At 47.5% G+C, this 26,553-nt stretch carries 26 protein-coding genes and 1 pseudogene; 8 read left to right on the top strand and 19 right to left on the bottom strand.

Translation table 11 applies throughout. The features are described 5' to 3' along the window. On the bottom strand, positions 1 to 684 hold the full coding sequence (locus ACBP46_RS11735; RefSeq protein WP_371016905.1) for a YggS family pyridoxal phosphate-dependent enzyme: 684 nt from the start codon (positions 682 to 684) through the stop codon (positions 1 to 3). Between the two features lie 399 nt (positions 685 to 1,083). Here ACBP46_RS11735 and ACBP46_RS11730 point away from each other — a divergent pair, with 399 nt between their 5' ends. The 5 genes from ACBP46_RS11730 to ACBP46_RS11710 all read left to right on the top strand — a co-directional run bounded on the left by ACBP46_RS11730 (position 1,084) and on the right by ACBP46_RS11710 (position 5,520). Next, positions 1,084 to 2,373, top strand: a complete 1,290-nt coding sequence (locus tag ACBP46_RS11730; protein WP_371016904.1) for a Glu/Leu/Phe/Val family dehydrogenase — start codon at positions 1,084 to 1,086, stop codon at positions 2,371 to 2,373. Between the two features lie 125 nt (positions 2,374 to 2,498). Beyond that, on the top strand, positions 2,499 to 3,284 hold the full coding sequence (locus ACBP46_RS11725; RefSeq protein ID WP_371016903.1) for an ABC transporter ATP-binding protein: 786 nt from the start codon (positions 2,499 to 2,501) through the stop codon (positions 3,282 to 3,284). Between the two features lie 15 nt (positions 3,285 to 3,299). Beyond that, positions 3,300 to 4,103, top strand: coding sequence for a transporter substrate-binding domain-containing protein (locus ACBP46_RS11720; RefSeq protein WP_371016902.1), 804 nt, complete (start codon positions 3,300 to 3,302; stop codon positions 4,101 to 4,103). A 20-nt stretch (positions 4,104 to 4,123) separates the two neighbouring features. Beyond that, positions 4,124 to 4,837: an ABC transporter permease gene (locus ACBP46_RS11715; RefSeq protein ID WP_371016901.1), complete on the top strand. Its 714-nt coding sequence runs from the start codon at positions 4,124 to 4,126 to the stop codon at positions 4,835 to 4,837. Next, a complete protein-coding gene (locus tag ACBP46_RS11710; RefSeq protein WP_371016900.1) occupies positions 4,834 to 5,520 on the top strand; it encodes an ABC transporter permease in 687 nt (228 codons plus the stop codon). Before ACBP46_RS11715 ends, ACBP46_RS11710 begins: the two co-directional genes overlap by 4 nt. A gap of 22 nt (positions 5,521 to 5,542) precedes the next feature. Here ACBP46_RS11710 and ACBP46_RS11705 read toward each other — a convergent pair whose 3' ends face one another. The 3 genes from ACBP46_RS11705 to panB all read right to left on the bottom strand — a co-directional run bounded on the left by ACBP46_RS11705 (position 5,543) and on the right by panB (position 8,504). Next, positions 5,543 to 6,532, bottom strand: coding sequence for an asparaginase (locus ACBP46_RS11705; protein WP_371016899.1), 990 nt, complete (start codon positions 6,530 to 6,532; stop codon positions 5,543 to 5,545). Between the two features lie 83 nt (positions 6,533 to 6,615). Then, positions 6,616 to 7,572, bottom strand: coding sequence for a pseudouridine synthase (locus ACBP46_RS11700; RefSeq protein WP_371016898.1), 957 nt, complete (start codon positions 7,570 to 7,572; stop codon positions 6,616 to 6,618). A gap of 104 nt (positions 7,573 to 7,676) precedes the next feature. Then, positions 7,677 to 8,504 (bottom strand): 3-methyl-2-oxobutanoate hydroxymethyltransferase, encoded by an 828-nt coding sequence (gene panB, locus ACBP46_RS11695; RefSeq protein WP_371016897.1) that lies wholly within the window; start codon positions 8,502 to 8,504, stop codon positions 7,677 to 7,679. Positions 8,505 to 8,551: 47 nt separating this feature from the next. On the opposite strand from panB, the gene ACBP46_RS11690 reads away from it, so the two are divergent. Further along, the gene (locus ACBP46_RS11690; protein WP_371016896.1) at positions 8,552 to 9,394 is read left to right on the top strand and encodes an aldo/keto reductase; all 843 of its coding nucleotides are present in this window, start codon (positions 8,552 to 8,554) and stop codon (positions 9,392 to 9,394) included. On the opposite strand, the gene ACBP46_RS11685 is transcribed toward ACBP46_RS11690, so the two are convergent. The 3 genes from ACBP46_RS11685 to ACBP46_RS11675 form a co-directional block, all read right to left on the bottom strand. Then, complete coding sequence (locus ACBP46_RS11685) at positions 9,391 to 10,827, bottom strand: MFS transporter (RefSeq protein WP_371016895.1); 1,437 nt, start codon at positions 10,825 to 10,827, stop codon at positions 9,391 to 9,393. The genes ACBP46_RS11690 and ACBP46_RS11685 overlap by 4 nt on opposite strands. 116 nt (positions 10,828 to 10,943) lie before the next feature. Then, positions 10,944 to 11,258, bottom strand: coding sequence for an SMR family transporter (locus tag ACBP46_RS11680; protein WP_371016894.1), 315 nt, complete (start codon positions 11,256 to 11,258; stop codon positions 10,944 to 10,946). Next, positions 11,255 to 11,647 (bottom strand): DMT family transporter, encoded by a 393-nt coding sequence (locus ACBP46_RS11675; protein ID WP_371016893.1) that lies wholly within the window; start codon positions 11,645 to 11,647, stop codon positions 11,255 to 11,257. Before ACBP46_RS11675 ends, ACBP46_RS11680 begins: the two co-directional genes overlap by 4 nt. 72 nt (positions 11,648 to 11,719) lie before the next feature. On the opposite strand from ACBP46_RS11675, the gene ACBP46_RS11670 reads away from it, so the two are divergent. Next, positions 11,720 to 12,628: a LysR family transcriptional regulator gene (locus ACBP46_RS11670; protein WP_371016892.1), complete on the top strand. Its 909-nt coding sequence runs from the start codon at positions 11,720 to 11,722 to the stop codon at positions 12,626 to 12,628. A gap of 213 nt (positions 12,629 to 12,841) precedes the next feature. On the opposite strand, the gene rpoH is transcribed toward ACBP46_RS11670, so the two are convergent. The 7 genes from rpoH to ACBP46_RS11635 all read right to left on the bottom strand — a co-directional run bounded on the left by rpoH (position 12,842) and on the right by ACBP46_RS11635 (position 19,804). Next, positions 12,842 to 13,747, bottom strand: coding sequence for an RNA polymerase sigma factor RpoH (gene rpoH, locus ACBP46_RS11665; RefSeq protein ID WP_371016891.1), 906 nt, complete (start codon positions 13,745 to 13,747; stop codon positions 12,842 to 12,844). Between the two features lie 270 nt (positions 13,748 to 14,017). Continuing rightward, positions 14,018 to 14,914 carry an S-formylglutathione hydrolase gene (fghA, locus tag ACBP46_RS11660; RefSeq protein WP_371016890.1) on the bottom strand — a complete coding sequence of 299 codons (897 nt, stop codon included), beginning with the start codon at positions 14,912 to 14,914 and terminating at the stop codon, positions 14,018 to 14,020. Positions 14,915 to 14,924: 10 nt separating this feature from the next. After that, positions 14,925 to 16,031, bottom strand: a complete 1,107-nt coding sequence (locus ACBP46_RS11655; protein WP_371016993.1) for an S-(hydroxymethyl)glutathione dehydrogenase/class III alcohol dehydrogenase — start codon at positions 16,029 to 16,031, stop codon at positions 14,925 to 14,927. Between the two features lie 285 nt (positions 16,032 to 16,316). Beyond that, complete coding sequence (locus ACBP46_RS11650) at positions 16,317 to 17,036, bottom strand: cysteine hydrolase family protein (protein ID WP_371016889.1); 720 nt, start codon at positions 17,034 to 17,036, stop codon at positions 16,317 to 16,319. An 84-nt stretch (positions 17,037 to 17,120) separates the two neighbouring features. Then, positions 17,121 to 17,441, bottom strand: coding sequence for a 2Fe-2S iron-sulfur cluster-binding protein (locus tag ACBP46_RS11645; RefSeq protein WP_371016888.1), 321 nt, complete (start codon positions 17,439 to 17,441; stop codon positions 17,121 to 17,123). Between the two features lie 39 nt (positions 17,442 to 17,480). Further along, a complete protein-coding gene (locus tag ACBP46_RS11640) occupies positions 17,481 to 18,704 on the bottom strand; it encodes an NAD(P)/FAD-dependent oxidoreductase (RefSeq protein ID WP_371016887.1) in 1,224 nt (407 codons plus the stop codon). Between the two features lie 29 nt (positions 18,705 to 18,733). Further along, positions 18,734 to 19,804: an aromatic ring-hydroxylating dioxygenase subunit alpha gene (locus tag ACBP46_RS11635; RefSeq protein WP_371016886.1), complete on the bottom strand. Its 1,071-nt coding sequence runs from the start codon at positions 19,802 to 19,804 to the stop codon at positions 18,734 to 18,736. 313 nt (positions 19,805 to 20,117) lie between these two features. On the opposite strand from ACBP46_RS11635, the gene ACBP46_RS11630 reads away from it, so the two are divergent. Further along, positions 20,118 to 21,431, top strand: a complete 1,314-nt coding sequence (locus ACBP46_RS11630; RefSeq protein WP_371016885.1) for an MFS transporter — start codon at positions 20,118 to 20,120, stop codon at positions 21,429 to 21,431. Between the two features lie 65 nt (positions 21,432 to 21,496). Here the strand turns inward: ACBP46_RS11630 and ACBP46_RS11625 are convergent, their stop codons facing one another. From ACBP46_RS11625 to ACBP46_RS11605, 5 genes and pseudogenes are all read right to left on the bottom strand, one after another. Continuing rightward, on the bottom strand, positions 21,497 to 22,144 hold the full coding sequence (locus tag ACBP46_RS11625; RefSeq protein WP_371016884.1) for a TetR family transcriptional regulator: 648 nt from the start codon (positions 22,142 to 22,144) through the stop codon (positions 21,497 to 21,499). 55 nt (positions 22,145 to 22,199) lie between these two features. Then, positions 22,200 to 23,051, bottom strand: a complete 852-nt coding sequence (locus ACBP46_RS11620) for an endonuclease/exonuclease/phosphatase family protein (protein ID WP_371016883.1) — start codon at positions 23,049 to 23,051, stop codon at positions 22,200 to 22,202. 9 nt (positions 23,052 to 23,060) lie between these two features. Then, positions 23,061 to 24,860, bottom strand: coding sequence for an aspartate--tRNA ligase (gene aspS / locus ACBP46_RS11615; protein WP_167661465.1), 1,800 nt, complete (start codon positions 24,858 to 24,860; stop codon positions 23,061 to 23,063). Positions 24,861 to 24,931: 71 nt separating this feature from the next. Then, positions 24,932 to 25,150 (bottom strand): annotated as a pseudogene (locus ACBP46_RS11610) (FmdB family zinc ribbon protein); the annotation flags it as partial. A gap of 109 nt (positions 25,151 to 25,259) precedes the next feature. Continuing rightward, on the bottom strand, positions 25,260 to 26,537 hold the full coding sequence (locus ACBP46_RS11605) for a putative Na+/H+ antiporter (protein ID WP_167661464.1): 1,278 nt from the start codon (positions 26,535 to 26,537) through the stop codon (positions 25,260 to 25,262). Positions 26,538 to 26,553 lie beyond the last annotated feature (16 nt).

Raw genomic sequence — 26,553 nt, 5'->3', positions numbered from 1 at the left:
TTATGCCTTATCGCGTTCACCAAACAAAGCTGAACCAACGCGAATATCTGTGGCTCCCTCGGCTATAGCCAACTCAAAATCGCCGCTCATCCCCATCGATAGTCGCTGTATTTGCGTGTACCCCTGGTCCAACGCCTGATCCCGCAGCTGCCTTAGCTGGGAAAAACAACGTCGCACCTCGCTCACTTCGTTGGTTTGGGTAGCCATGGTCATTAAACCCACCGGCTCTAAGCGATCAAAGCTAGCAAGCTGCGCTAAAAAACCCAATAACTGGTCGGGCTCTAGCCCAAATTTGCTGTCTTCTCGTGCTGTTTTGACTTGAATAAACACGCTCAAGCTACGCTGTTCTAGCTCGAGCCGCTGCTGTAAGGCCTGAGCTAATGCCAGGCGATCTAAAGACTGCAACTCGCTGGCATAGCGTGCAATTTCTTTGGCCTTGTTGGTTTGCACATGGCCGATCATCACCCACTCAAGGGCCGGGTTAGCAAAATGCGTGGCGCGCGCGCGTAAATCTTGGGCACGGTTTTCCCCAAAACGCTGTAAGCCTAGATCAATGGCTTGTTGGACGCGGTCGTGGCTAAAGGTTTTGCTGACGGCTAACAGTCGAACCGTTGCCACATCACGATCGGCCTGAATACACGCCTGCTCTATACGTTGCTGAATCGCCTGTAACTGTTGCTGCATAGCTGACTGACCTATCTCAAGATAAAACCGTATTTTAACAAAGCGGCGCAGCCCTTAATCGCTAGTAAATTTTGTCCAAACGATAAACACCCATTTACCCTAGGTTTGCTGTTTTATGGACACTTTTGGGTTATGCTCAAACTTGACATAACAGCAACACACACTACAATTTGCGCCTTATGTACTAAAAATAGCGTTTTTTAATCATAAAGTCTCAATAAAACGTGACAATCATGCTTGATTAACGTTAAATTTATTTTTGCTGTTCAATAGCAACGGCACTCTTCTTTAGGCGATACAACACACGATTTATAAACCCCTGCTCATCGAGCAGGTCTTAGTGCCGTGGTTGTTTTTTGCTTCCCGTAGACCTCCGCATAACCGCAAGAGGATTGATTAATGAATCAGCCAACTCAACACGACCTACCTACATATTTAAACCCTGACGACCTTGGGCCATGGGGCATTTATTTAGAACAGGTAGAGCGTGTCACTCCCTATTTGGGTAAGCTGGGGAAGTGGGTTGAAACCCTTAAACGTCCTAAACGTATTTTGACCGTCGATGTTCCCGTAGAACTCGATAACGGAACGATTGCTCATTTCGAAGGCTACCGCGTCCAACACAATATGGCACGCGGCCCCGGAAAAGGGGGCGTGCGTTATCACCAAGATGTAACCTTATCAGAAGTTATGGCTTTATCCGCCTGGATGTCTGTTAAGTGTGCTGCAGTCAATGTGCCTTTCGGAGGCGCAAAAGGTGGTATTCGCATCAACCCTCGCAACTACTCTCAAAAGGAGTTAGAACGTGTCACTCGTCGATACATCAGCGAAATCAGCATGATTATCGGACCCGATCAGGACATTCCAGCTCCAGACGTTAATACAAATGGTCAAACCATGGCATGGATGATGGACACCTATGCCATGAAAACAGGTCACCTAGCCACAGGCGTTGTTACCGGCAAACCGATTTCCTTAGGCGGTAGCCTAGGTCGGGTTGAAGCAACCGGACGTGGTGTATTCACTGTAGGCGTTGAAGCAGCGCGTGAATTAGGTTTGGACCTAACCGGTGCTCGCGTTATTGTTCAAGGCTGTGGCAATGTGGGCGGCATTGCTGCTCTTTTATTCCACGAAGCCGGTGCTAAAGTCATCGCACTTCAAGACCACTCCGCCAGTATTTATGCTGAAAACGGTCTAGATGTGCCCACCATTTTAGCGAACAATAACCCAAAAATTGGTTTGGTCGGCAGCAATGCTGGCGAAATCATCAGTGCAGACGAATTCTGGGAATTAGAATCAGACATTCTCATTCCTGCGGCTTTGGAAAACCAAATCACCGCAAAAAATGCCGACCGTTTACGCACGAAAATTGTTATTGAAGGTGCCAATGGCCCTACCACGCCCGAAGCTGACGATATTCTGGCTAACAAAGGCATCCTCGTCATTCCCGATGTGATTGCGAATGCCGGTGGCGTTACCGTTAGCTATTTCGAGTGGGCGCAAAACTTTTCCAGCTATTTCTGGGAAGAAGACGTTATTAACGAGCGTTTAGGCAAAATGATGCGTGAGGCTTATCAAGCCACCGCAGCTGTTGCCAAGCAACATAACGTCACCTTGCGTACGGCCGCTTTTATTTCGGCTTGTAGTCGTATCCTAGAGGCTCGTGAGCTACGTGGCTTATACCCCTAAGCCGGCTACTACGCTATAACGCACCCAAAACCGCCCTCTTGTCGGGATAATCCCGAACAAGCTGGCGGTTTTAGTTCTAAAGCTGTTTATAATGTGTCTTTTAACTCTAAACCGCGGCCAAAACAGTGACCGTTTCAACTGATTCTGCTGCTTGCGCTGTGCAGGTACGTAATATCCATAAAGCCTTTGGTGACGTCGACGTCCTTAAAGGGATTTCGTTTAGTGCACACCAAGGTGATGTGCTTTCTATTATTGGTGCCTCCGGTTCCGGAAAAAGCACCTTATTGCGCTGTATTAATCATTTGGTCATCCCAGATCAGGGTGAAGTCCAAATTGGTAAAGACGTATTACGTACACGCGCTAAGCGTAATGGCCAGATGGTCAGCTCAGACCCAAAGCTTCTTGAGCAGGTTCGTGCCCGTTTAGGCATGGTATTTCAAAACTTTAATCTTTGGTCGCATCGTTCTGTATTGCACAATGTGATCGAAGGTCCTGTGCATGTAAAAAAAATTGCCAAAGCTCAAGCTATAGAATACGCCTTACACCTACTCGACAAAGTCGGTCTTGCCCACAAGGCCGATGCTTATCCATCTGAGCTTTCCGGTGGGCAACAACAGCGCGTAGCTATTGCGCGTGCTCTGGCTATGGATCCCGATGTAATGCTTTTTGACGAACCCACTTCTGCTCTGGACCCAGAAATGGTGGGCGAGGTGCTACGCGTAATTCGTCAGCTTGCAGAAGAGGGGCGAACGATGATTCTCGTCACCCACGAGATGCAGTTTGCTCGCGAGGTCTCAAACCATGCTATTTTTATGCACAACGGCATATGCGAAGAGACTGGTGCGCCTGCAGATCTCTTTGGCAACCCTCAATCGGCGCGTCTACAACAGTTTTTACAGCCTTTGGCTTAGGTTTAGGAGATCTAAATGAATATCAAAAAAACCCTAATCGGGGCAAGTTTAGCCCTGTTTAGTGTCGCGACCTTGGCGGCCACCTCTTATAAAATTGGTACCGAAGGCGGCTACCCCCCTTGGTCTATGGTGGATGCAGCTGGTACTGTCACAGGCTTTGATGCAGATGTTGGCGCTGCACTCTGTAAACAGCTAGATGCCGACTGTCAGTTTACTGTGCAGTCGTTCGACAGCCTCATCCCGTCACTTAGTGCAAATCGCTTTGATTTAATCATCTCGGGCATGTCCTACACCCCCGAGCGTGCCAAGCGCATTAACTTCAGCTTGCCTTATGCCGTAGAAGACGCCATTTTTATTCTTAAAAATGATGCTGACGGTATCAAAGCGGGTTCTGCCGACGCAATCTACGACAGCCTCGAAGGCAAAACCATTGGTGTACAGGGCGGTACTACCCACGGCGCATTTTTAGCCAAAGTAGCCCCTAAAGTCACCATCAAAGACTACGAGACACTAGACCAAATGCAAATTGATCTGGATGCGGGTCGTTTAGACGGTACCTTTGCCGATCTCACATCACAGTCCCGTTTCCTAAAGCAAATGAACAATAGTGACTTTGCACTAACAGAAACCGTTATTAAAGGCTCCTCTGACCCTGAAGTCTTAGGTTATGGTATTGCCATTGGTATTCACAAAGACAACACCGACCTAAAAGAAAAAGTCGATGCTGCCTTATGCAAACTTATCGAAGACGGCACGATCAAAACTGCTAGCCAAAAGTGGTTTGATATCGATATTACCAACTACGACGCTTGCAAATAATCACTAAGTAGCCCATTACGATGCTGGAAACCTTATTACGCATCTTCAACGAAGGTTGGGGATGGATGTTTTTGCGTGGCCTTTCCATGACCTTATTCATTTCGGTCTTTGGGATGGCCTTAGGTGTCATCATCGGCATTGCCGGTGCCAGCATCAAGCTGTACGGCCCGCGTTGGCTTAGCGGGCTTGTCAGCCTTTACACGACCGTTACACGCAGCATTCCCGAACTGCTCATTATTTATCTGCTCTTTTTTGGTTCTGTGCACTCGGTGTCAGACTTGGGCGTGTGGCTACAGGCCGAAGACTGGGTCAACAAGTGGTTTCCGGCAGCCATTGGTATCTTAGCCATCGGCTTAATTGCAGGCTCGTATAGCGTAGAAGTGTTTCGCGGTGCTCTGCAGACTATTCCCCAAGGCCAAATCGAAGCCGCTAAAGCTATTGGCATGTCGCCATTCATGCGCTTACGCCGCATTACCCTACCGCAAATGGTGTGGTATGCCTTACCTGGCTGCAATAACGTCTGGCAGACTGCTCTTAAAGACACCGCTTTAATCTCTCTGGTGGGTTTGGTTGAAATTATGCGCGCAGCGCAACTAGGCGCGGCCTCAATGCGCGAACCGCTAGCTATGTATTTAATTGCTGGCTTTTTATTTTTTATGATTGGTATAGGTAGTCAGGCTTTGTTTGTTTTGGCTGAACGTCATTCTGGTAAAGGCATGAGGGCCGTCGTATGATGAGCTGGGACGAATTTGCATACACCGTTAGCATCCTTTGGAAAGGATTTGGGCTGACGCTTTATATCGGTCTGTGGGGCATTGGGCTTTCTTTGCTGGTGGGTATTACCTTAGCCTTAATGCGTCTTTCGTCTAATCGCCTTTTCTCTCGCTTTGCCTTTGTTTACAGCACGGTATTTCGAGGCACGCCCTTGTTGGTGCAGCTTTTTTTGCTGTATTACGGGGTGGGCATGATTGGCTGGGTCAAACAAGTGCCATGGTTATGGTGGCTATTCAGCGATGGCACCCGTACTGCTATTTTGGCTATTGCGCTAAATAGTGGGGCTTATGTAGGCGAAGTATTTCGGGGTGGGTTTCAGTCTGTACCCAAGGGTCAAATCGAAGCAGCACAAGCTATTGGTATGAGTGCTTGGCAATGTTTTAAACGTGTCCGTTTGCCCCTCGCCATTCGACAAGCCTTGCCAGCCTATAGCAACGAAATCGTAATTTGCATCAAAGGCACGAGCTTGGCCTCGACCATTGCTGTGCTTGAGCTAACCGGCTATGCTCGCCGTATCATGAGCCAAAACTATGCCATTGTTGAGACCTTTGTGATTGCAGGCTTGTTGTACTTAGCTATTAACTTCAGTTTGCTGGCTATTGTGCATGTGGTTGAACGCCAGCTTATACACAAGCACAACTAAGCCCCTGCTTAATCATCACACTCTAATAATGCCGCAAGTAATACGCTAGCTCATCGCGACTGCTCTGTTGTGCCAAAGCCAAGGCCACAAGCGTGCGCGCTGCTACTGCGTGAAGCTGATGCGCCGGCAGGGTATGAAACTGTGTATCTTGCTCAGAAACACTAACCGCACCATTCAAAATACGACTCGCACGCACGCACAGCACATCGCGTTCGTAGCAATACAATGCGCCCTCGCGTGCAGCAGGACTTAAACTGCCATTTCCCAAGGTAGCAATCACCACGGCACGGCTTCCCGCTTGGGCACAAGCTTTATACATACTGGATTGAGCCCCCACGTAATCCACCACGATGTCGACTTGAGGTAGCTGAGACTGTGCCGGTAGGTGTAGCGCACTCTGCGCCCCGAATGGGCGTCGTGGGGTGGCATTAATATATACATTGCCTTGACTGACCAAGCCCACAGGGCCTGTTGCTGGCGAGCTAAATGCGTCGGGCACCGAAGTATGGGTTTTTTGCACAAAACGAGCACTATGTAAGGTATCGTTTAGCAGCACCAAGACCCCAACGCCATGGGCCTCGGGATGGCTAGCCACCAGCACAGCATTAAATAAGTTTAATGCGCCGTCGGCGCTTAGTGCCGATGCCGGACGCATCGCCCCCGTCATTACCACCGGTTTGGTGCTTTTTACGCACCATTGCAATAGCAGCGCCGTTTCCTCTAGGGTATCGGTACCATGCGTAATTACCACCCCATCTATATCATTGCGCGCGACTAGGTGCTGCACTTGAGTTGTAAGCTGGTGCTGAAGCGCAAACGTCATATTCCGGCTATCAATATGACACACCTCATGTACCTCTATATGCGCGAGCTGTGCTAGCTCAGGCACGGCCTGAACCAACTGCTGGGCTGATTGGTCTACTTGATAGTCCCCCAAGGTGGTTTGACTGGATGCACTCGCTGCAATCGTGCCCCCTGTAGTCACAATAGCAATGCGTTTTAAGCTGGACATAACAAGTTCCTAAAGAAAAATAACAATAAACAGTAGGTCATCAGATTTTGGTTGACATCCTCCTCGCCCTAAAGGACGAGGCTTTACGCGCTTTCTGGCAAATAACGTAAGCGTTGTTGACTACAAAACTGACGCTGTTTTTGGCTAACTGGATCAATAAACGCAATAGAACGCGCTAGCAATTGCAATGGTCGCGAAAAATCATCTGCTGCTAAAAAAGCTTGGCCCGCAGGATAATAACTATCATTCAAAATAGGGATGCCCATACCTAGTAAATGCATGCGTAGCTGGTGCTTGCGCCCTGTTATAGGATGCAAAATATACTGGGATAACGGCCCTATTTGCTCGTCGTACCAAGACTGTGCAATAGCAATTTGGGTTTGGCTATTAGGAGAGCCTTCGACTTCTTGCATTAAAAACTGCCCTTTGGGAGCAAGCAGCCGACTTTGATAACACAACGGAAACTGCCACGTAGGATGAGTGGCAGCAATTGCCTCGTATTGCTTATAAATTTTTTGTTCTTGGAATAAGCGTTGATAGGTCCCGCGTAAACTGGGTGCGCGACAAAATAGCAAAACCCCTGCTGTTTCTCGATCTAAACGATGCAAAGGCGTAATTTGTGCCTCGTTGAAGTGCTGGCGGACTCGTACTAGTGCCGTCTGTGTTAGGTACTGCCCCCCGGGCGTAGAGGCTAAAAAATGCGGTTTATCTACAGCAATGAGATGTTCATCAGCATACAAAATGGGCATCTCAAAGGGAACGGGTACCTCGTTGGGAACGGCTCGGTAATACCACAACCATTGATTAGCTTGATAAGGATGGTGTTCGCAAACGGGCTGCCCTGAACTAGTCACAATATCGCCTTGTGCTAAGCGTTGACGCAAGTCGGCAACAGCCACATGGGCAAAGCGCTCAAACAAAAACGCGCCTATAGTAGGCCACTGACCTAGCGGCAACCACACCCGGCTTGGAGCGACCCCGTTTTTAATAGGCAGAGGGGCTAACAGCCCCCCTGTATTTTGCTTTACCGCATTTTTCATACAAACCCAGCTCAACTATACCGACTGCCCCTCCTGTAAATGGGGTGAGGTTCGGCGCATACACAAAAGCCTTAACTAACTATTATACCCACCCCACAGCTGCTTTAAGCCTTGCGTTTTACCCCAAAACAATGCTCTAGACCGGGGAACTGCCCCTCACGAACCTCGTCGGCATAGCGCTGGACGGCTTCTTGGATAACGGCACCTACATCTGCATAAGGCTTTGCAAAACGGGGGATACGCCCTCCGCTAAGCCCTAATATGTCTTCTGTTACTAAAACCTGACCATCACACGCTGGCGATGCCCCAATACCTATGGTCGGTATTTGTAACTCTTCGGTAATTCGACGCCCTAAAGACTCGGCCACCCCTTCAAGTACCACAGCAAAAGCGCCCGCAGCTTGATGGGCTTTGGCGTCATCCAAAATACGTTGTGCGGCCTCATCGTTCATGCCCTGAGCTTTAAAACCACCCATGGTGTTTACATACTGAGGCATTAAGCCTACGTGGGCCAGCACCGGTATGCCTCGCTCAACCAAGAAACGTGTGGTCTCAGCCAGGGCAATGCCCCCTTCTATTTTCACTGCTGAGGCTCTACTGCGCGATAGCAAAAAGGCTGCGTTTTCAAAGGCTTGCTGTGGTGATACCTGATAACTGCCAAAAGGCATATCAATCACCACACACGCTTGTTGAGTGGCGTTGACAACGGCTGCGCCATGATCGGCCATTTGTTGTAGAGTAATGCTTAATGTGTCAGGCATGCCATAGCCGACCATGGCGGTCGAGTCACCGACTAAAATCAAATCCAAGGCCGGATCAATCAAACGCGCAATAGGGGCAATATACGCGGTTAAACAAACGATTTTCTTATTGCCTTTATACGCCATGAGTTCCGGCACGCTACGGCGTTTGACTTCACTATGTACACTCATTCCAACCCTCTTTAATAAACGAAAACAAAAACAAACTGGAGCTTTTTATGCAACTTAGCCCTTTAGTCCACTTTTATAACGGTCAATCTGCGCCTCAGTTAGGTTTTGGTGTTTGGCAAATCCCTAACGAACAAACGGCTGATGCTGTACAAGCAGCGCTGGAAACAGGCTACCGTTTAATTGATACTGCTGCCATTTATGAAAATGAACAAGGCGTGGGTGAAGGTCTAGCCAATAGCGGTCTAGCTAGGCAAGACTATTTTGTCACCACCAAAGTCTGGAACGATAGCCATGGCCATGAACAGACTCGTGTTGCTTTTTTTAATAGCCTAGAGCGCCTGAATCTAGACTATGTCGATATGTACTTAATCCATTGGCCAGTACCAAAGAACAATTTGTTCGTAGAAACATGGGAAACGCTAAGGCAATTGCGTGATGAAGGCTTAATTAAACACATAGGTGTGTGTAATTTTAACGCCAACCACCTAGAAACCTTGATCAAAGAAACCGGTGAAAAACCCGTAGTGAACCAAATTGAGTTACACCCTGGTTTTCAACAACACGCCATGCGTGAATTTAATGCAAGTCATCAAATTCAAACGCAAGCCTGGAGCCCGATGGGCTTAGGTACGCTCTGGGATAACCCGACTTTAACGGAAATTGCACAAAAGCACCAACGAAATGTCGGCCAAATTATGCTGCGCTGGCAATTAGAGCTGGGCAATATGGTGATTAGTAAAAGCGTCAGCCCTGAACGTATCCGTAGCAATTTTGATGTATTGAATTTTCGCTTGGATGCGCAGGATATGGCCGCTATTGCTGCATTAGACCAAGACCAAGGCCGTTTAGGCCCTGATCCCGAGCTTTTCCGTTTGCCTAAAGCGCTTTAAGTATTGGTATTGGGCTCGGTAGGCTCTCCGGCCTGACGAGCCGCTTTAGACACGCACACAAAAATAATCGGCATTAAAGCAAAACACAGCAACAACCACGATGCTGAGCGTTGCGCACCCGCTAGAGTACCTGTATTAAAGCCCGCCGAGGTGGTGATCATACCCGCTAGGGCAGCACCTATAGACATCGCATACATTTGTAAGGTGGTAATAGCAGCGGATGCCATGTTTTCCTGCCCAGGCTGGGTGGATAAAAAAACACGGGTCGATAAATGCGGCCAAATCATACCCACCCCTAGCCCCACGCCAAATAAAGGAATAAACATTACCCATGTCATGTGGTAGTGCAGACTTAATGCCTGCCACGGCATCAATACACCTAAAACCGCCAAGCACACTGCGGAAAGCAAAGGGGAAATAATTAACAATTTATTGGCAAACTGACGACTACGACCTGACATTAAGATAGAACCGGTGGTCCAGCCTGCCGACATCAACGCCGTCATGTACCCTGCCGCAAAAGGGCGTATATCGTGAATGTGCTGTAAGAAATAAGGAATAAAAACTTCGCTTGTTACCCCTATACTCATCAAGCCAATGCCTGCGTACAAACTACCTAACGATTGTTTTAAGGAGTAAGTGCCGGAAGGGAACAACGGGTTATTACCGTTTAAATCATCCCGTGCAATGCCGTACATAATGCTGACTACCACCACCAAGCACAGCACCATCAAAGGCCACGAGGTCGTTAAACTACCAAACGACAACACAAGTACTGACAAGGTCAGCAATACAATTTTAAAGACAGGGGTCTGGACTAAACGTGACTCGCGCTGCTCTTGCCGTGTTTTCAGTTGTGAGTTAACCAGCAAAGCCACACACACCGCTACCGGCACAGTAGACCAAAACGCCAAGCGCCAAGCCCCACTTTCAGCAAAAATGCCCCCTACAGCTGGCCCAGCCAACGTAGCTACTCCCCACATACTGGAAATAAGCGCCATAGTACGCGGCCAAAACCGTGGCGCGAACACCATGCGCACTGAAGCAAAGCTAAGCCCTAACAGCAAACCACCGCCCAGCCCTTGTATAGTACGAGCAACAAGCAACAACAGCATTGAAGGTGCCATCGCCGCACCCATCGAGCCAAGAATAAAAACCAAAATGGCACTAAGATACGAACTACGCAGCCCCAAGCTAGCTATGGCGCTAGAGGACAGTGCCGAGCCCAAAATTGAAGCGGCAATAAATAGCGTGGTATTCCATGCATAGTACTCAAGCCCGCCTAAGTCTTGGACTACCGAGGGCATAATCGTGGTGACAATATACACATTAATGGCGTGCACCACTACGCCGCCACATAAAGCGACGGCGCGAATACCATTTTTTCCAGAAAATAACTCAGACCACGATGCGGTTTGCTGAGAAGTTGACATGGGCGGCCCTTAACCAATACACGTTAATAAAAACAAGCTGTATTTTAGTACGAGCTAGCTCTTAACGCACTGAAAGACCTTAAAGCCGAGCGCGCCCTTTTTGAATACAGAGAGTATTAAGCCTGCATCAACATCACAGCCAAAATTAATATAGCCAAACCCAATACAATGGTACGGTTCATGGGCTGACCTAAAAAAAACCAAGTGGCTATAGCGGTGCCTGCAATAGACAGCACACCCCAAACTGTATATGCCACGATCAAGGACATACCTTGTACGGCTAGTGCCAAAAAGGCAAAAGCCGCCATAATAAGAAGCACGGCAGCAAAACCCCACCGTTTTTTCTTAAAACCGTCTGAAAGGCTCAAAGCCATGTTGGCTAAAATATCGAGTACAACAGAGCTGAGCAGATAGGCTACATAGGCACTCACACGGTCTCCTGTACAGCCTCATCCGCTTGGTGATAGCCATGGTGAATCACCATAATGCCTATCAAAGACAGCACAATACCGATTAACTGCAAGGGGGAGATTTGCTCTTGGAGCCAGAGAAAAGAAACGCCAGTGATAAGCACCATACCTAGCCCTTCCCAAGCGGCATTGGCAAATGTAACGGAGATCCGTCGTGTGGCTTGACTGAGTAGTAAGTAAGAAATACCTACTGTGGACATAGCAATAAGCGTGCCAATAAACACACGCCCTTCATTACTAAAAACTTTCATTAACGAGGTACCTACTACCTCACCTACAATAGCTAGTGTCAAAAAGACCCAATGCATAAAAAACGTCCAACTACAGAACGCTCCATAAAATGAACACATAGCTATCTTAAAAGACTTTTAATATTTGATAAAATCTCTGAGCATCAAATAATTTGGCACTAAAGGCAAACCATGCGTATTGAACATATAGAGTATTTTGTAGAAACTGCACGACTGGGTTCTATTGTCAAAGCAGCAGCCAGCTTAGGCCGTCAGCGCAGCACAGTCAGTATGGCAATCGCTGCCTTAGAGGATGAGCTAGGGGTGGCCTTGTTTGACCGCACAGGAAACAGTCTAATGCTATCAGCCATAGGCGAAAGTATTCTTGAGGATTGCCATCGCCTGCTAAGCCTACATTTGGGGATCAAGCAACGCTGTTTGATTGGAGACCACACCCAACGTCAAGAGCTACGCATTGGACGCGATGACGTGCTCTCTGAAACCTTCTGGCGTCAAATTATTTTGCAATTGCGCCAACGTTATCCACATTTAAGTCTAAGCATGCGTTTTGCTTCATCGGATGAACTGCCTGACTTAGTGCGACAACAGCAATTAGATATTGCCTACGGTTTAACGGAGAACCTTTACGACCCAGCCGAAGGTTTATACCGACGTGTGGTGGGCAGAATTATGATGCGCATGATGATTGCACATAATCATCCCCTAAGCCTTCTCCAACACGTGACAGACAGGGATCTGCGCTCTCTAGCACAAATCACCTATATGGATAGCTCCAATCAAGAACGTTTTCATATGGAACACGTAGGCAGCGAGCGTATCGCCCTGAGTAGCTTTGAGTTAGTACGCGATGCTATCCGTGATGGTTTAGGTTGGGGCTATGTGCCTGAGCCCCTATTACAGTTAGAACAACGAGATGCTGAAGAATTAACGCCACTTCGACATGGGCTGATGGTCACAGGCTACCCCTATCTGGTGTACAGCCGAGAAACATTACTTAGCCCAGCACGTCAGTCACATCTTTTATCAGAGGTCAACGATCTGGTCGCTCATGCCATGCAGAAACTAGGAGCTCAAGCCTAAAAAGACAAAAAAAACCCTCCCGATTCGGGAGGGCAAATCTTTGAATGTTGGGGCACATTCAACGCCTGACTCTTGGGTAAGGAGAAGCCAAGACAGGCTATCAACCGCCACGCTTACAGCTACAAGGGGTTTAAATGGCAGTTGATAGTAATTAGTCTAGTGTAAATAAGAAGAGTTCCAAAAAATAAGTGAAACGCTTTGTAAGGCAAGCAATTAAGCGACCTCGGCCTCAAGAAAACCGCGTAACTTTTTCAGAGCAGCCGTTTCAATTTGTCGGATGCGTTCGGCCGATACCCCGTACTCGGCAGCCAGTTCGTGCAAAGTAGGACCACGATCGTCTTGGAGCCAACGCGACTCAATAATGTGTTTAGAGCGGTCATCAAGACGTGCTAATGCGTTTTCTAAGCCGGGGCCCTGCAATTGGATTTGGGCGCGTTGCGCTAAGACATTGGAAGGCTCAAGCTCGCCTTCGTCAGATAAATACGAAATAGGCGCAAAGACAGCATCGTCATCGTCGTTGCCATAAGGAGCCTCTAGGGCCATTTCTGCCCCTGACATACGCAATTCCATTTCTGCTACGTCTTGGGGGCGAACATTTAATTCGCGCGCAATGCTGTCGACCTGTTCAGGATCGAGTGTTTGCCCGTCTTCGGGCGACATACGACGTAAGTTAAAGAACAGTTTACGTTGGGCTTTAGTGGTAGCCACTTTAACCAGACGCCAATTACGAATGACGTACTCGTGAATTTCTGCTTTGATCCAGTGCACCGCAAAAGACACCAATCGCACACCACGATCTGGGTCAAAGCGTTTCACTGCTTTCATGAGGCCAATATTGCCCTCTTGGATGAGGTCGGCATGAGGCAGACCATACCCTAAATATTGACGCGCAATAGACACAACCAAACGCAAATGCGACATGATTAATTGACGAGCGGCGTCCAAGTCTCCGTCTTTTTGTAGACGACGACCTAAGTCATGCTCTAGCTCGGCGCTAAGCATGGGTTGCTGATTTACTGCCGTAATATAGGCTTCGATGGTACCCAACGCGCCGGGGTTAGATACCGCTGCTGCTAATTGTTGATTCGGTAGAGCCAATGTGGTTGTACCTTGGGTCATATCGTTTCCTATGAAATGATGGGTCGATTTCAAATAACACACCAAATAGTAATTGTCTAACATTACAATTTTAGCACTGTATTGCCCTGAGTGCTAATACACATTACTAAAATCAATTTACACTGTATTTGAGCAAAAAATGAGCATAAAGTTCCACTTTAGACTGAATTTTATGTTTTTTTACATCTTTTATTATTCAGCCATGTCGTTGCTTTTTACCTACAAAAAAGCCGAACCCGTGGTTCGGCTTTGGTGAGCACAGCAAGTTAGTTAGGCTCTGAGCTGCTGAGCATGGTGTTCAATATGGTCTTTAATAAAAGTCATAATGAAAAAATACCCATGGTCGTAACTTTCGTGGCGACGCAGCGTTAACGGTTGCCCTACTTGAGTACATGCCGCTTCGAACAAATGCGGATGTAACTCACGTTCTAAAAACTGATCCGCTAAACCTTGATCAATCAAAATACCCTGTGGAAAAGGTACTGCCGTCTGATTTTCCATCAAGCTACTTGCATCGTGTTTTTTCCAGATTTCTCGGTCTGTACCCAAGTAACCCGTAAACGCTTTTTCGCCCCAAGGGCACTGGGTAGGCGCTGCAATGGGAGCAAAAGCAGAGACGGACTTGAACTTGTCTTGGTGGCGTAGCGCTAATACCAACGCACCATGCCCCCCCATTGAGTGACCAAAAATGCCTACACGTTCAGCATCACCAGGGAGCTCTGTAGTGACAATACGAAATAGCTCGTCTGCCACATACGACTCCATGCGGTAATGCTTGGCGAAGTCGGGGGTAGTGGCATCAACATAAAAGCCAGCGCCCGTGCCGAAATCCCAATTGTCGTCTTCGCCAGGTGCACCCGCACCACGTGGACTGGTATCGGGAGCGACCAAAATCAACCCGTGTTCTGTCGCATACTGTTGTGCACTTGCTTTGGTTGTAAACGTGTCTTCAGTACACGTTAATCCAGCCAAATAAATCACTACGGGACATTTGGTGGTGCCCATTGGCTGCCCAGACTCGGACTTAGCAGACGTGGCCTGAACCTGTTCAGGTAAAAAAACCGAGAACTTCATCGGTAAACCGATGGTGGTAGATTGATGCTGGTAATAGCGCTGCCAGCCACCATGACAACGGTGTTCACTGACTAACTCTAAACTCACAGTCATTAAATCCTCCTTAGAACATCACCACAGAACGAATGGACTCGCCGCGTTTCATCATTTCAAAGCCCTCGTTGATTTGATCTAGACGAAGGTGATGCGTAATTAAATCGTCGATATTGATTTTGCCGTCCATGTACCAATCGACAATTTTTGGTACATCAGTACGACCTCGGGCCCCCCCAAACGCAGAGCCTTTCCAAACGCGACCTGTTACCAACTGGAAAGGACGAGTGGAAATTTCCTTACCGGCTTCGGCCACACCAATAATAATGGACTGCCCCCAACCACGGTGACAACACTCAAGGGCTTGACGCATCACATCGGTATTGCCCACACACTCGAAAGAGTAATCAGCACCACCATCAGTCAGCTGGATGATGTGATCCACCACATTTTCCACTTCGTTTGGATTCACAAAGTGAGTCATACCAAATTTGCGAGCCATTTCCTCGCGCTCTGGGTTTAGGTCTACCCCGATGATTTTATCTGCGCCAACCATTTTGGCACCTTGAATGACGTTTAAGCCAATACCACCTAAACCAAACACCACTACGTTGGCTCCGGCTTCGACGTTAGCAGTAAACAAAACTGCGCCTAGGCCAGTAGTAACGCCACAACCGATATAGCACACCTTGTCAAACGGAGCGTCATCACGAATTTTTGCTAACGCAATTTCAGGCACCACAATGTGGTTAGCAAATGTAGAGGTACCCATATAGTGATGAATGGGCTGACCGTCAATACTAAAGCGTGAAGTACCGTCTGGCATTACCCCTTTACCTTGTGTGGCACGAATGGCCGTACACAAGTTGGTTTTTTGGGATAGACATGATTTACATTGACGACATTCGGGCGTGTAAAGAGGGATCACATGATCACCCGGTTTTAAATTGGTAACGCCTGGCCCGACTTCGACCACTACCCCCGCCCCTTCGTGACCAAGAATGGCAGGAAACAAACCTTCGGGATCAGCACCTGACAAGGTATACAGGTCGGTATGGCAAAGACCGGTTGCTTTTACCTCGACTACCACCTCGCCAAACTTGGGCGCATCAAGCATGACGTCTTCAATTGTTAAGGGCGCGCCCGCTTTCCAGGCAACCGCTGCTTTGGTTTTAATCATATATCCCCCCATGTGGAAAACGTAAAAAGCGACAGTGTGATGTTATCACTGTCGTTCATAAATCAAAATTGTAGGCTTTCAGTAGTATAAATAAGTCATATGTCCACCTAAAGTCTACGGCTTTAGTCTATACATACTTTGATATTCTTCCCATTTTAAAGGACGAGCTTTGTCTCGTCCTTGATCTGCCTATGGAAAGAAGCGCCTGGTGAGTCATTTTAGCTGCAAGGCCATAGAGCTAAGATTGAACTCAATCGAATTAAATACTAAACCTATTTTTTATTAAATAATACTCAACGATGGCTTAGCCGTTGGCATTGTATTTTGCTGTAAGTAATCGACTATTTGTTCAGTCCCAGCCAAATCTGCAAAATTAACGTACAAGTTGTTCAGCGTTGCATTGTGTTCTTCATCTGACAATGCGGCATTAGAATCCGTCATAAAAACAACGTGATAGCCAAGCTGGTGGGCGTCTCTGGCGCTAGCCTCTGAGCAACAGTTCGTTAACGTACCACTAACAATAACGGTTTCTATTCCTGCTGCTTGCAAACGCTGGTCTAAATCACAGGTTCCAGGTACAAACGCACTAAATCGCGTTTTTTCCAGCACCCAGTCTTGTGGTTGGTGATCTAACTCGGGCCAAAGCTGACTGTCTGCCGAGTCACTTAGAAAGGCCAAACGTCGCTCGGCTGAATAAATGGGATTGCATAATGAATCATACCAGCTTGTCCAAGGGCGAGCCTCGTTGGGGTTATATACAAAGCGTAAAAACACATTAACCCCGCCTGCTTGACGCACGGACTGACTAATTTGATTCACATTATTAACAATTTCTCGTGCCATAGGCACCTCCACCGCCCCGCCCTCTTTTAGAAAGCCATTTTGCATATCAATAATGAGATGGGCAGTTTTCCGTGGATCAAAGTCACGATGCCTCAGAGAGCCTTGGCGTTGTGCTGCCGCTTGTTCCTCGATAAACGGCAAAATAGTAATTGCGTGCATAGTTTTGTCTCCTTGTGTACTTTATTTTTAAGTATTCATCTCACTCCCTAACCAAGTGCCCTTTATAGCGAGGGGTTCAAGCACTTAACTTTGGCACTCTGGGAGTCGGACGGTTAAGCCATCCATGGCCTCGGTCAGTATCACCTGACACGAAAGTCTAGAGTTGTCTTGGGGGCTTTGTGCAAAATCGAGCATATCTTGTTCTTCCCGCATAGAGTCGGGTAAATGAGACTGCCAATTAGCATCAATATACACATGACATGTAGCACAGGCACACGCCCCACCACACTCCGCATCTATCCCTGGTACACCATTGTAAACAGCGGCTTTCATTAAGGTAGTGCCTGGTTCCGTTTGTACCTGGTGGGCAGTACCATCAAACTCGATATATGTCACTGTAATCATCACTATTTTCTCGCTAAGTCAGTTCAAACAGGGCTTAAACTATTGCAATACGCTAGCTAAAGGGGTTTCAGCATAGTTAAATAGGTTTAAATCAATGGGTTTGGCTTGGGCAATGGCTTTGCGCGCCATCATGAAGTTACGGGGGGCTTGAACACATTCCACCGCGACTAAGCAAGATTTAGCAAAATGGAGAACAGAAAACCCGCCGCTGTCAGGGTCTTGGCATACGACTGCTTTTTCCGAGTTTTGTATTAAACCCGCCACTTGTATTTTGCTGTCATATTGATCGGACCAAAACCAAGGCACTTCAGGTGCTGGCGCTGCTTTACCTGCCAAACGCAAAGCCACTTGTTTAGCCTGCTCTAAGGCACTGGGCACACTTTCCAAACGCAAAGTCGTTGTCAGCCCCAATACAGGGCGTTGTGTCATGTCGCCAATGGCAGAAATGTGCTCTTGGCTTGTTTGTGCAGTGGCATCGACAATTACCCCTTGCTCGCACTGTAAGTTTGCTTGTAAAGCTAAACTTAAATCAACGCTAGAGCCTATTCCTACCAAAACAGTGTCACACGCAATCACCCCTGCTTGGTGGAGCTCTACCCCTTGAACATCCGTTTGCCCTACAAGTTCCTGCACCTGCACGTTATAACGTATGTCCACGCCGTTTGCTTGGTGTAGCTGGGCCAAATGTTCCGACAGCTCGCTAGAGGCCAACCGTTTTAATAAGCGATCTTCCCGCTCTAGCAAGGTCACTTTAATACCTAAACCACGGGCAAAAGCCGCCAGCTCTAAGCCAATAAAGCCGCCACCGATAATGACTAGATGCTGACTTTTTTTCAACGCGGTGCGTATTTTTTCTGCATCCCTCATTGTGCGTAATGAGTAAACCCCTTTCAGTTGGCTGCCTTCGACATCTAGCTTACGGGCTTGAGCACCACATGCCAGTATCAAATGACCATACGATACGGTTTCACCATTATTTAAATGCAGCTCTTGTTTTTGGTGATTTACCCCAATGACCTTTACCCCAGTCACACACTGAATGTCTTTTTGCTCGTAAAACGCAGCAGGCTTCAGAAGCAGATCGTTCTCTGACATATGGCCTTGCAACCAGCCTTTGGATAAAGGCGGGCGCTGATAAGGTAAAAATGGCTCATCGCCTATCAAAGTGATTGCACTTGTTACGCCATGCTGTCTAAGTAAGGCAGCCACCGTACCACCTGCGTGGCCTGCGCCGACAATGACTATTTTCTCATTCGTAATCATTACGTCTGCTCCTGCTTTAAATTGTTTAGCTACTGCACCCGGTCTAACAAGGCTGCAACTTCTTTTTCAGAGGTGGGTTTGGCATCAGACTCTTGACTCATTTGATCAACCAAACGACGCATACGTCGCGGCGCTGCATCAATGGCTATTTTGATGGTCTTACGCCCTACGAGACGACGCTCATTATCCTCAATGGCCTCTAGAATTTCTTTGTCTTCATCAAACGCTTCGCGGAAAGCATCAGAAAGACCTTGATTGGTTGCATCATCGGCATGGAAATTTTTGATATGCAGCCAATGATCAATGGAGTTTTCTTTATCTACTGGAGTAATAAAGTGACAGGCAAAAATTTGAATGCAATCGTCACGACGCCCTTCTGGGGCTCCGGTTCCTGTCTCGGCAGAGCCAAAATCAATTACCGCAATGCTAGGGGCGTAATAATGGTAATAATGCCAGCGGTCCACATTACCTTTAAAGTTTCCAAACTTTTGAAATAAAGGAATGGCTGGTGCATCAATAATCCAACGCCACGTCACAAGTTTGCCTTCCTCTTCGGCATATTGGACGGGCACGTCTTCGCTGGCCGCATTGCCTAAGGTGGTTTGGTGCACAAAGCTTACATGCGCCGGATCGCATAAGTTATCCGCCAAATTCAAGTAATTGGCGCGGAAATGCAACGCATCCCCTTCCACGGTGCTCCAGTTGGGATCATGGTATTGCTCTAAGTCAAAAACAGTGGAGGGGTCAGCCAAGCTTGGGTCACCCATCCATATCCACACCATGCCCATGTTTTCATGAGTGGGGTACGTGCGCACCTTGGCTGAGGCTGGAATCATGTCTTGTCCAGGGATACGGACACAGGCACCGGAGCAATCAAAGGTCATGCCGTGATAACCACACTCAATGGCATCCCCTTTTAGCTTGCCTTTTGATAGCGGTAGCAAACGATGAGGGCACGCATCTTCCATAGCGACTACCCCACCTTCGGTACTGCGAAACAACACCACATCCTGATCCAAAATTCGATGCGAAGTCAGCTCACGACTTACCCCTCTAGACCACGTTAATGGATACCAAGTGTTTAACACATAATTTTGCATTTCTGTCTCCTAGTTTTTGAGCGTTCACTCAAATAGTAGGGGAGCAAATCTTTGATAGCAAATAGTATTAACACCTACTAAACAAGATAAGACCAACATAAGCCATTGATAAAAATCATAATTTTTCTTTTATTCTTTTATTTTAAGCTTCATTTATTGAAGTCTAAGTAAAACCACTAATTTTAGTGAACACTCAATTAAATTAGTCTCCAAAAAGAAGAGCGCAAAGCGTCAAGCTCTTCAGCAGTGATATGTGATGGAAAAAGATAAAACGTTGTACACAACTACACATTTCAAACCAAAGGAGCTCCCTATGTCGCAGCTTTCATCAGTCGCCTTGCCCCAGGCACTGATCACAGATACATCCCAAGAATCCCTATTTAAGAAAATTACTTGGCGGATTATCCCGCTACTTTGCATCTGTTATATTGCCGCCTACCTGGACAAGATCAATATCGGTTTTGCTAAGCTACAAATGCAAAGCGATTTAGGCTTTAGCGAAACCGTATATGGTTTAGGCGCTGGTTTATTTTTTATTGGCTATATGCTCTTCGAGGTTCCTAGCAACCTGATCTTGCAGCGTATGGGTGCCCGCGTTTGGATTGCTCGCATCATGATTACCTGGGGTTTGATCTCAGCCTGTATGATGTTTGTAACCACACCAACCCAGTTTTACATCCTACGTTTTTTACTCGGTATTGCTGAAGCTGGTTTTTATCCAGGCGTTATGCTGTATATCACACTCTGGTATCCCAGCTATAGACGCGGCAAAATTATGGCTTATTTTTTGCTTGGTATCCCTTTATCAAGCCTAATTGGCGGCCCTCTTTCCGGCTGGATCATGGATTATTTCGACGGCTACCGCAGCATGCCCGGCTGGCAATGGTTATTTCTGCTCGAAGCCATTCCATCGGTGATACTCGGTCTTCTTGTTTTAAAAATGTTACCCAGTAAAGTCGAACAGGCTCAGTGGTTAAACTCAGAGGAAAAACAACAGTTATTAGACACCCTTAAAGAAGACGCCCTCAGCTCCGCGCGTACCTCTGTAAAAGAAGCCTTTAAAAGCTTAGGGGTTTGGGCGCTTGGTATTATCGATGTTTTTTTAATGTTTGCCGTCTACTGCCTGAACTTTTGGCTTCCCACCCTGATTCGCGACTCAGGCGTCACCGATACGTTCACCATTGGCTTACTGACCGGTGTCTCCAGTGTTTTAGCGGTAGGCGCTTTGATTTTTAATGGCATGAGTTCAGATAAAAATCGAGAGCGACGTTGGCACGTGGCTTTGCCTGTTTTTTTAGCGGCAATCAGTATTGGTCTAAGCCCTTTTTTCAGCAGTAACCCAACGCTTACAGTGACTCTGTTTTCCCTAGCCAATGTAGGGTTAATGGCGGCTTTCCCGGTGTTCTGGTGTTTACCTGCTACCTTTTTATCCGGTCGTGCCGCGGCAGCGGGTATTGCTATTATTGCCTCTATGTCCACGCTGGGCGGTATTGCCGCTACCTCTTTGATTGGTTTGCTCAAAGACGTTACTCAATCCTCTAATCTGGGTTTATGGATTGTTTCCATTTGCGTACTACTAGCTGGTCTGATGGTTCTGGCCTTTCCTAGACAGGTGGTTAACCGTTAACCCTACTAAAAAGCTATCTGTTTTTAAAACAGATAGCTTTTTGTTTTTTAAAGATGAACTAGCAGCTAAGCTCGAACAGAGGCCAGTACGGTCTGCACAATAACATGGCCCCACCGCTCTAATTCAGCCTTGTTCATTAAGTTGCGATCTAAAAAAACACTCAGACTATACCGATTGGATAAGTAAAAATACCCCAACCCCATAATCGTAATGTACAGATCCACAATATTAATGTCTGGTCTAAATATGCCTTGTTCAGTTCCTTTCTGAACCACACGCTCTAATACCTCTAGAGCCGGGGAAAGAAACTCGCTCATAGAGCTAATGCTAGATAAGTGTTTGCCCTTGAGTAAATTTTCTGTATTTAACAAAATAATCAGCTCGGGGTTTTTTTGGTAATAATTCCACATAAATAGCGCAATATCCCCCAACGCCTGCTCGGGGTTATCGGTATTAAGCTCGAGTGCCTGTTCTGCTTTGATCAACTTTTGATAGGTGTTGGTCAGCACGGCGGTAAACAATTTGTCTTTATTTCCAAAGTGATAATAAATTAGACTCTCGTAACATTCTGCCTGTTGCGAGATGTGTTTAACCGTAGCTCCTGCATAGCCATTTCGGGCAAAGACGAACTCTGCTGCCTCTAGAATTGCTTTTCTAGTAATCCGACTTTGCTTTGTTTTAGGCGTCTGCTCTGAATAGTTTGTTTTTTTCATATCAGTACAATTACACGTTTTTGGAACCGCATTCGACGAGCAGAGGCTAGAAATTTTAAGGTAGCTCTAGTTCGGCCACGATGGGGGCGTGGTCTGAAATTTGAGTCCAAGGCGCACCGCTAAGTACCCGTGCGCTGCGCACAGCAAAACCACGTTGGTAAATACGGTCAAGGCGTAACCAAGGGAAAACAGCAGGAAAAGTACGTGGTGGTGGCACCATACGTGCTCCGCCAGTTGCGCTGATTTCAGGAATGATGGGCATGCGAGACTGCTGCGCATCAAAGCCCTGACGCATCCAATTGAGTGGTTTTTTCAGTCTAAAACGTTTGCGCTGATCGCCATCGGGGGAAAAAGCAAAGACTTCGTAAAGATTAAGCTGCTCGACAAACAAAGGAGCTAGTTTGTTAGACCAGTCGTTAAAATCGCCAGCAATAATCAGAGGTGCATCACTAGGCACCATTTCTTTAATGCGCTCTAGCAGGGCTTGAGTTTGACGCGCTCTACCCGAGCCAAACAACCCCAAATGCACCACAATACAATGCACTGACTGATTATTAATCTCAACAACCACATGCAATAGACCGCGCTGCTCGAGGCGATGGTCTGACACGTCCTGATTTTCATATTTCAGAACGGGGTAACACGAAAGTAAAGCATTGCCATGATCGGTGTGTTCGCGGATCGCATTGCAGCCATAGACAGGCTGCATGCTGAGGGCCGCAGCTAAGGACTCGTGCTGCGCGTCCAGTGTTCCTCGTAGTTCGTTACGCCCCTGCACCTCTTGGAGAAACAAGAGATCGGGCGCTAGTTTATATAAACTGAGCTTTAGATCGGCAAGGGATTCGCGATTGCCTGTGGCAGACCTTCCCTTGTGAATGTTGTAACTGATTACTCGAACAATGGACACGCGCTCTCCTTAGACGGTAGGTTTAGGCTCCGTAGGACGTAAACGAATATGCAACTCTTTGAGCTGTTTTTCATCTACGGCGGATGGAGCTTGAGTGAGTAAGCACTGGGCACGCTGCGTTTTAGGGAATGCAATGACATCACGAATGGAATCGGCCCCTGCCATCATGGTAACCATGCGGTCTAAACCAAACGCAACACCACCATGAGGTGGCGCACCGTATTGCAACGCGTCAAGCAGGAAGCCAAACTTTTCACGTGCCTCGTCGGCATCAATACCTAGCGCAGCAAATACCTTGCTTTGTACATCGGCGCGGTGAATACGTACAGAACCGCCCCCCATTTCCCAACCATTTAACACCATATCATAGGCTTTGGCCAAAACACGCTGTGGTTCGGTTTCAAGTAGGTCTTCATGCCCGTCTTTGGGGCTGGTAAATGGGTGGTGGGCTGCCACGTAACGTTTGTCTTCGGCATCGTATTCGAACATGGGGAAGTCAACCACCCAAAGGGGCTTCCAACCGGCTTCGAACAAGCCATTTTTACGGCCGAGTTCGCTGTGACCAATTTTAATGCGTAATGCGCCAATGGCATCATTCACTACGTTTTTCTTGTCGGCGCCAAAGAAAATTAAATCGCCGTCTTGAGCACCAGTACGCTCGATAAGCTGCTTTAGGGCGGCTTCGTGAATGTTTTTCACAATGGGCGACTGTAAGCCACCAGGGATATCGGTATGGTCGTTGACTTTGATGTAGGCTAAGCCTTTAGCGCCATAAATGCCTACAAATTTCGTGTAGGCATCAATTTCGCTACGTGTTAGCTCGCCACCGCCAGGTACGCGTAATGCAACCACGCGGCTATTAGGATCGTTAGCCGGTGCAGAAAACACTTTGAAATCCACGTCGGCCATTAAATCAGCCACGTCAGTAAATTCTAGGTTTACGCGTAAATCGGGCTTGTCAGAGCCAAAACGGTGCATGGCTTCCTGCCACGTCATGGTAGGAAATGGATTGGGAAGCTCTACCTGAAGCACATTTTTGAACACATGCCGAACCATGTCTTCGAAAATGGCACGGATTTCAACTTCATTTAGGAAGGAAACCTCGCAATCGATTTGAGTGAACTCGGGCTGACGGTCAGCACGTAGGTCTTCGTCGCGAAAGCATTTTGTGATTTGGTAGTAACGATCAAACCCAGACACCATCAGCATTTGTTTAAAAAGCTGGGGGGATTGGGGTAAAGCAAAGAACTCGCCAGCATTCACCCGGGATGGCACGAGGTAGTCGCGTGCACCCTCGGGCGTGCTTTTGGTGAGCATAGGCGTTTCTACGTCGATAAAACCGAGGTCATCGAGGTAGCCACGCACAGCACGAGTCACTTGATGACGCAGCATCAGGTTTTTTTGCATTTGTGGGCGGCGTAAGTCTAAGACACGGTGCGTAAGACGTGTGGTTTCGGACAAATTATCGTCGTCAAGCTGGAACGCGGGTGTGACTGACGGATTAAGAATTTCGATTTCAGTACAAACGACTTCGACCTGACCTGAGGGCAAATCGGGGTTCACTGTGCCTTCGGGACGCTCGCGTACTTCGCCTGTGATACGCAAACAGAATTCGTTGCGAATGCGCTCAGCGGCTGCAAACATGTCGGCATTTTCCGGATTGACCACCACTTGTGCGAGCCCTGCACGGTCTCTTAAGTCAATAAAAATCACACCACCATGATCGCGTCGGCGGTGCACCCAACCAAATAATGTGACGGTTTGACCCAAGTATTGGGTGTTTAAATCGCCGGTGTAGCAGGTACGCATCTAGGATGACTCCAGTAAACGTTAAAAATATATAGGATGAAAAGGGCGCTAAGCGCCCTTGGATATTAGTCTGCAGAACCCGATGCAGCACCCCCTGACGATTTGGGGCCATCGCGAAAATCGGTCACATACCAACCGTCGCCCTTGAGCTGAAAACCGGCAGCAGTGATTTGTTTTTCGTAAGTAGGCTGATGACACGTTGGACACTGTGTTAATACAGGATCAGACATCTTTTGTAGAACATCCTGCTCGTGACCACAGTCACTGCATTTATAAGCATAAATAGGCACGACCTAATCAATCCTATAAATCAATAATTAATATAACAAACTCACATTCTTTAATTTTAACGTGTTTGCGCCCGTTACGTATAGCGTTACGGCGCGCAAACCCTGTCTTTTAAACAAAAGAGGTGGGTAATAAGAACATAACGGCTGCAATCAATGTGGGGACAGCAGCGGCTAAAAGCAAGCGTAAAGGCGAAATGGCCCCATCGGGGAATGTGCTTTTTAAGATGGAAAAGCCAGCCGGGTTAGGCGCATTCGCAATAACCGTTAACCCACCCCCTGTGACGGCACCAGCCACCAACATATAGCGCCATAGATCGCTCGTTCCTTCGACTAATGAACCCAGGTACGTTAGAGCGGCATTATCTGTAATCGCTGTTAAGGCGGTCGAGCCCGCAAACAAGGCGTAGGGAGACAGGCCACCGAGTAGGTCTTGAAGCCACCATTTTTGTAAGCCACCAAGCACCACTAAGCCAGCCAAGAAGAAACCCACCATCAGCCCTTCGCGGATCATTAATGGATTTTGATACTGACTATAGGCGGTTGAGTACCCAATGAACATCATGAGCAAGCCCAAGAAAATAATGGGATGGTGCGAAGCCAAGACAATACACAACAAAAAGACTAAATGGATCGCCATCACCACTAAAGGAACGTTAGGGCGAGCGCTGGCTGTTTGCTCGGGCACTGACTCGGGGGCTTCGGTTAAGGCACAACGACAGATTAGGGTTAATAACCCAGCATTGATAAATACCGCCACAGCAGCACGCCACCCAAAGTGGGTCGCCATAAAGGGGGTATCCCAACCAAAGGTTTGAGCCACCATCAAGACGGGAGGCGCTGCATAGGCAGTTAACACACCACCAATAGAAATATTAACAAACAGCACACCTAGCGTAAGGTATTTAAAGCCCGCTCGGCCACTACGTTTAAAGTATTGATCGCGAAGCAATAATGCCGCTAAGGTCATGGCGGCGGGTTCGGTAATGAGCGAGCCGGCCAAAGGCACAAAGGACATGGTGACAAAAAACATGGCGTATTCGTTGCGCAATGGCATGATGCGCGCAATGACTTTGACTAGGCTTGACACCATTTCCAAAATCGGACGGCTAGCGGCTACCACCATAATTGCAAACACAAAGGCTGGCTCGGTGAAATTGCGTGTGTCCATGTATTCAACGGCTTGATTTAAACCAATAAAGGCCGCCACCAAGACGACTAGAACAAATGCCCATACCCCGAAAACGGCTTCGACTTCGGACAATAAATGCCACAGACCCGAATGTGCCCCCCCTTTGTTTGCTAAACGGGCAAACACAGGCACTGAAAAAGTATGAACAATAGCTATTGCAAACAGAACGGTTGCAAGAATTTCCATTGTGGTTGGCATAATCTACCTTCTTTTT

This window comes from Paenalcaligenes hominis (genome assembly GCF_041359055.1).
In the GTDB taxonomy this organism is placed as follows: domain Bacteria; phylum Pseudomonadota; class Gammaproteobacteria; order Burkholderiales; family Burkholderiaceae_B; genus Paenalcaligenes; species Paenalcaligenes hominis_A.
The sequence above is the reverse complement of the archived record's forward strand: the minus strand, read 5'-3'. Positions and strand labels throughout refer to the sequence as shown.

Coding starts and splice junctions, on each gene's coding strand:
- ACBP46_RS11690 (WP_371016896.1), top strand. CDS start 8,552: ATGCAACTTAGCCCTTTAGTCCACTTTTATAACGGTCAATCTGCGCCT.
- ACBP46_RS11700 (WP_371016898.1), bottom strand. CDS start 7,572: ATGAAAAATGCGGTAAAGCAAAATACAGGGGGGCTGTTAGCCCCTCTG.
- ACBP46_RS11675 (WP_371016893.1), bottom strand. CDS start 11,647: ATGTGTTCATTTTATGGAGCGTTCTGTAGTTGGACGTTTTTTATGCAT.
- ACBP46_RS11625 (WP_371016884.1), bottom strand. CDS start 22,144: ATGAAAAAAACAAACTATTCAGAGCAGACGCCTAAAACAAAGCAAAGT.
- ACBP46_RS11630 (WP_371016885.1), top strand. CDS start 20,118: ATGTCGCAGCTTTCATCAGTCGCCTTGCCCCAGGCACTGATCACAGAT.
- ACBP46_RS11705 (WP_371016899.1), bottom strand. CDS start 6,532: ATGTCCAGCTTAAAACGCATTGCTATTGTGACTACAGGGGGCACGATT.
- aspS (WP_167661465.1), bottom strand. CDS start 24,860: ATGCGTACCTGCTACACCGGCGATTTAAACACCCAATACTTGGGTCAA.
- ACBP46_RS11670 (WP_371016892.1), top strand. CDS start 11,720: ATGCGTATTGAACATATAGAGTATTTTGTAGAAACTGCACGACTGGGT.
- fghA (WP_371016890.1), bottom strand. CDS start 14,914: ATGACTGTGAGTTTAGAGTTAGTCAGTGAACACCGTTGTCATGGTGGC.
- ACBP46_RS11685 (WP_371016895.1), bottom strand. CDS start 10,827: ATGTCAACTTCTCAGCAAACCGCATCGTGGTCTGAGTTATTTTCTGGA.
- ACBP46_RS11730 (WP_371016904.1), top strand. CDS start 1,084: ATGAATCAGCCAACTCAACACGACCTACCTACATATTTAAACCCTGAC.
- ACBP46_RS11715 (WP_371016901.1), top strand. CDS start 4,124: ATGCTGGAAACCTTATTACGCATCTTCAACGAAGGTTGGGGATGGATG.
- rpoH (WP_371016891.1), bottom strand. CDS start 13,747: ATGACCCAAGGTACAACCACATTGGCTCTACCGAATCAACAATTAGCA.
- ACBP46_RS11635 (WP_371016886.1), bottom strand. CDS start 19,804: ATGCAAAATTATGTGTTAAACACTTGGTATCCATTAACGTGGTCTAGA.
- ACBP46_RS11605 (WP_167661464.1), bottom strand. CDS start 26,537: ATGCCAACCACAATGGAAATTCTTGCAACCGTTCTGTTTGCAATAGCT.
- ACBP46_RS11650 (WP_371016889.1), bottom strand. CDS start 17,036: ATGCACGCAATTACTATTTTGCCGTTTATCGAGGAACAAGCGGCAGCA.
- ACBP46_RS11720 (WP_371016902.1), top strand. CDS start 3,300: ATGAATATCAAAAAAACCCTAATCGGGGCAAGTTTAGCCCTGTTTAGT.
- ACBP46_RS11645 (WP_371016888.1), bottom strand. CDS start 17,441: ATGATTACAGTGACATATATCGAGTTTGATGGTACTGCCCACCAGGTA.
- ACBP46_RS11710 (WP_371016900.1), top strand. CDS start 4,834: ATGATGAGCTGGGACGAATTTGCATACACCGTTAGCATCCTTTGGAAA.
- panB (WP_371016897.1), bottom strand. CDS start 8,504: ATGAGTGTACATAGTGAAGTCAAACGCCGTAGCGTGCCGGAACTCATG.
- ACBP46_RS11735 (WP_371016905.1), bottom strand. CDS start 684: ATGCAGCAACAGTTACAGGCGATTCAGCAACGTATAGAGCAGGCGTGT.
- ACBP46_RS11640 (WP_371016887.1), bottom strand. CDS start 18,704: ATGATTACGAATGAGAAAATAGTCATTGTCGGCGCAGGCCACGCAGGT.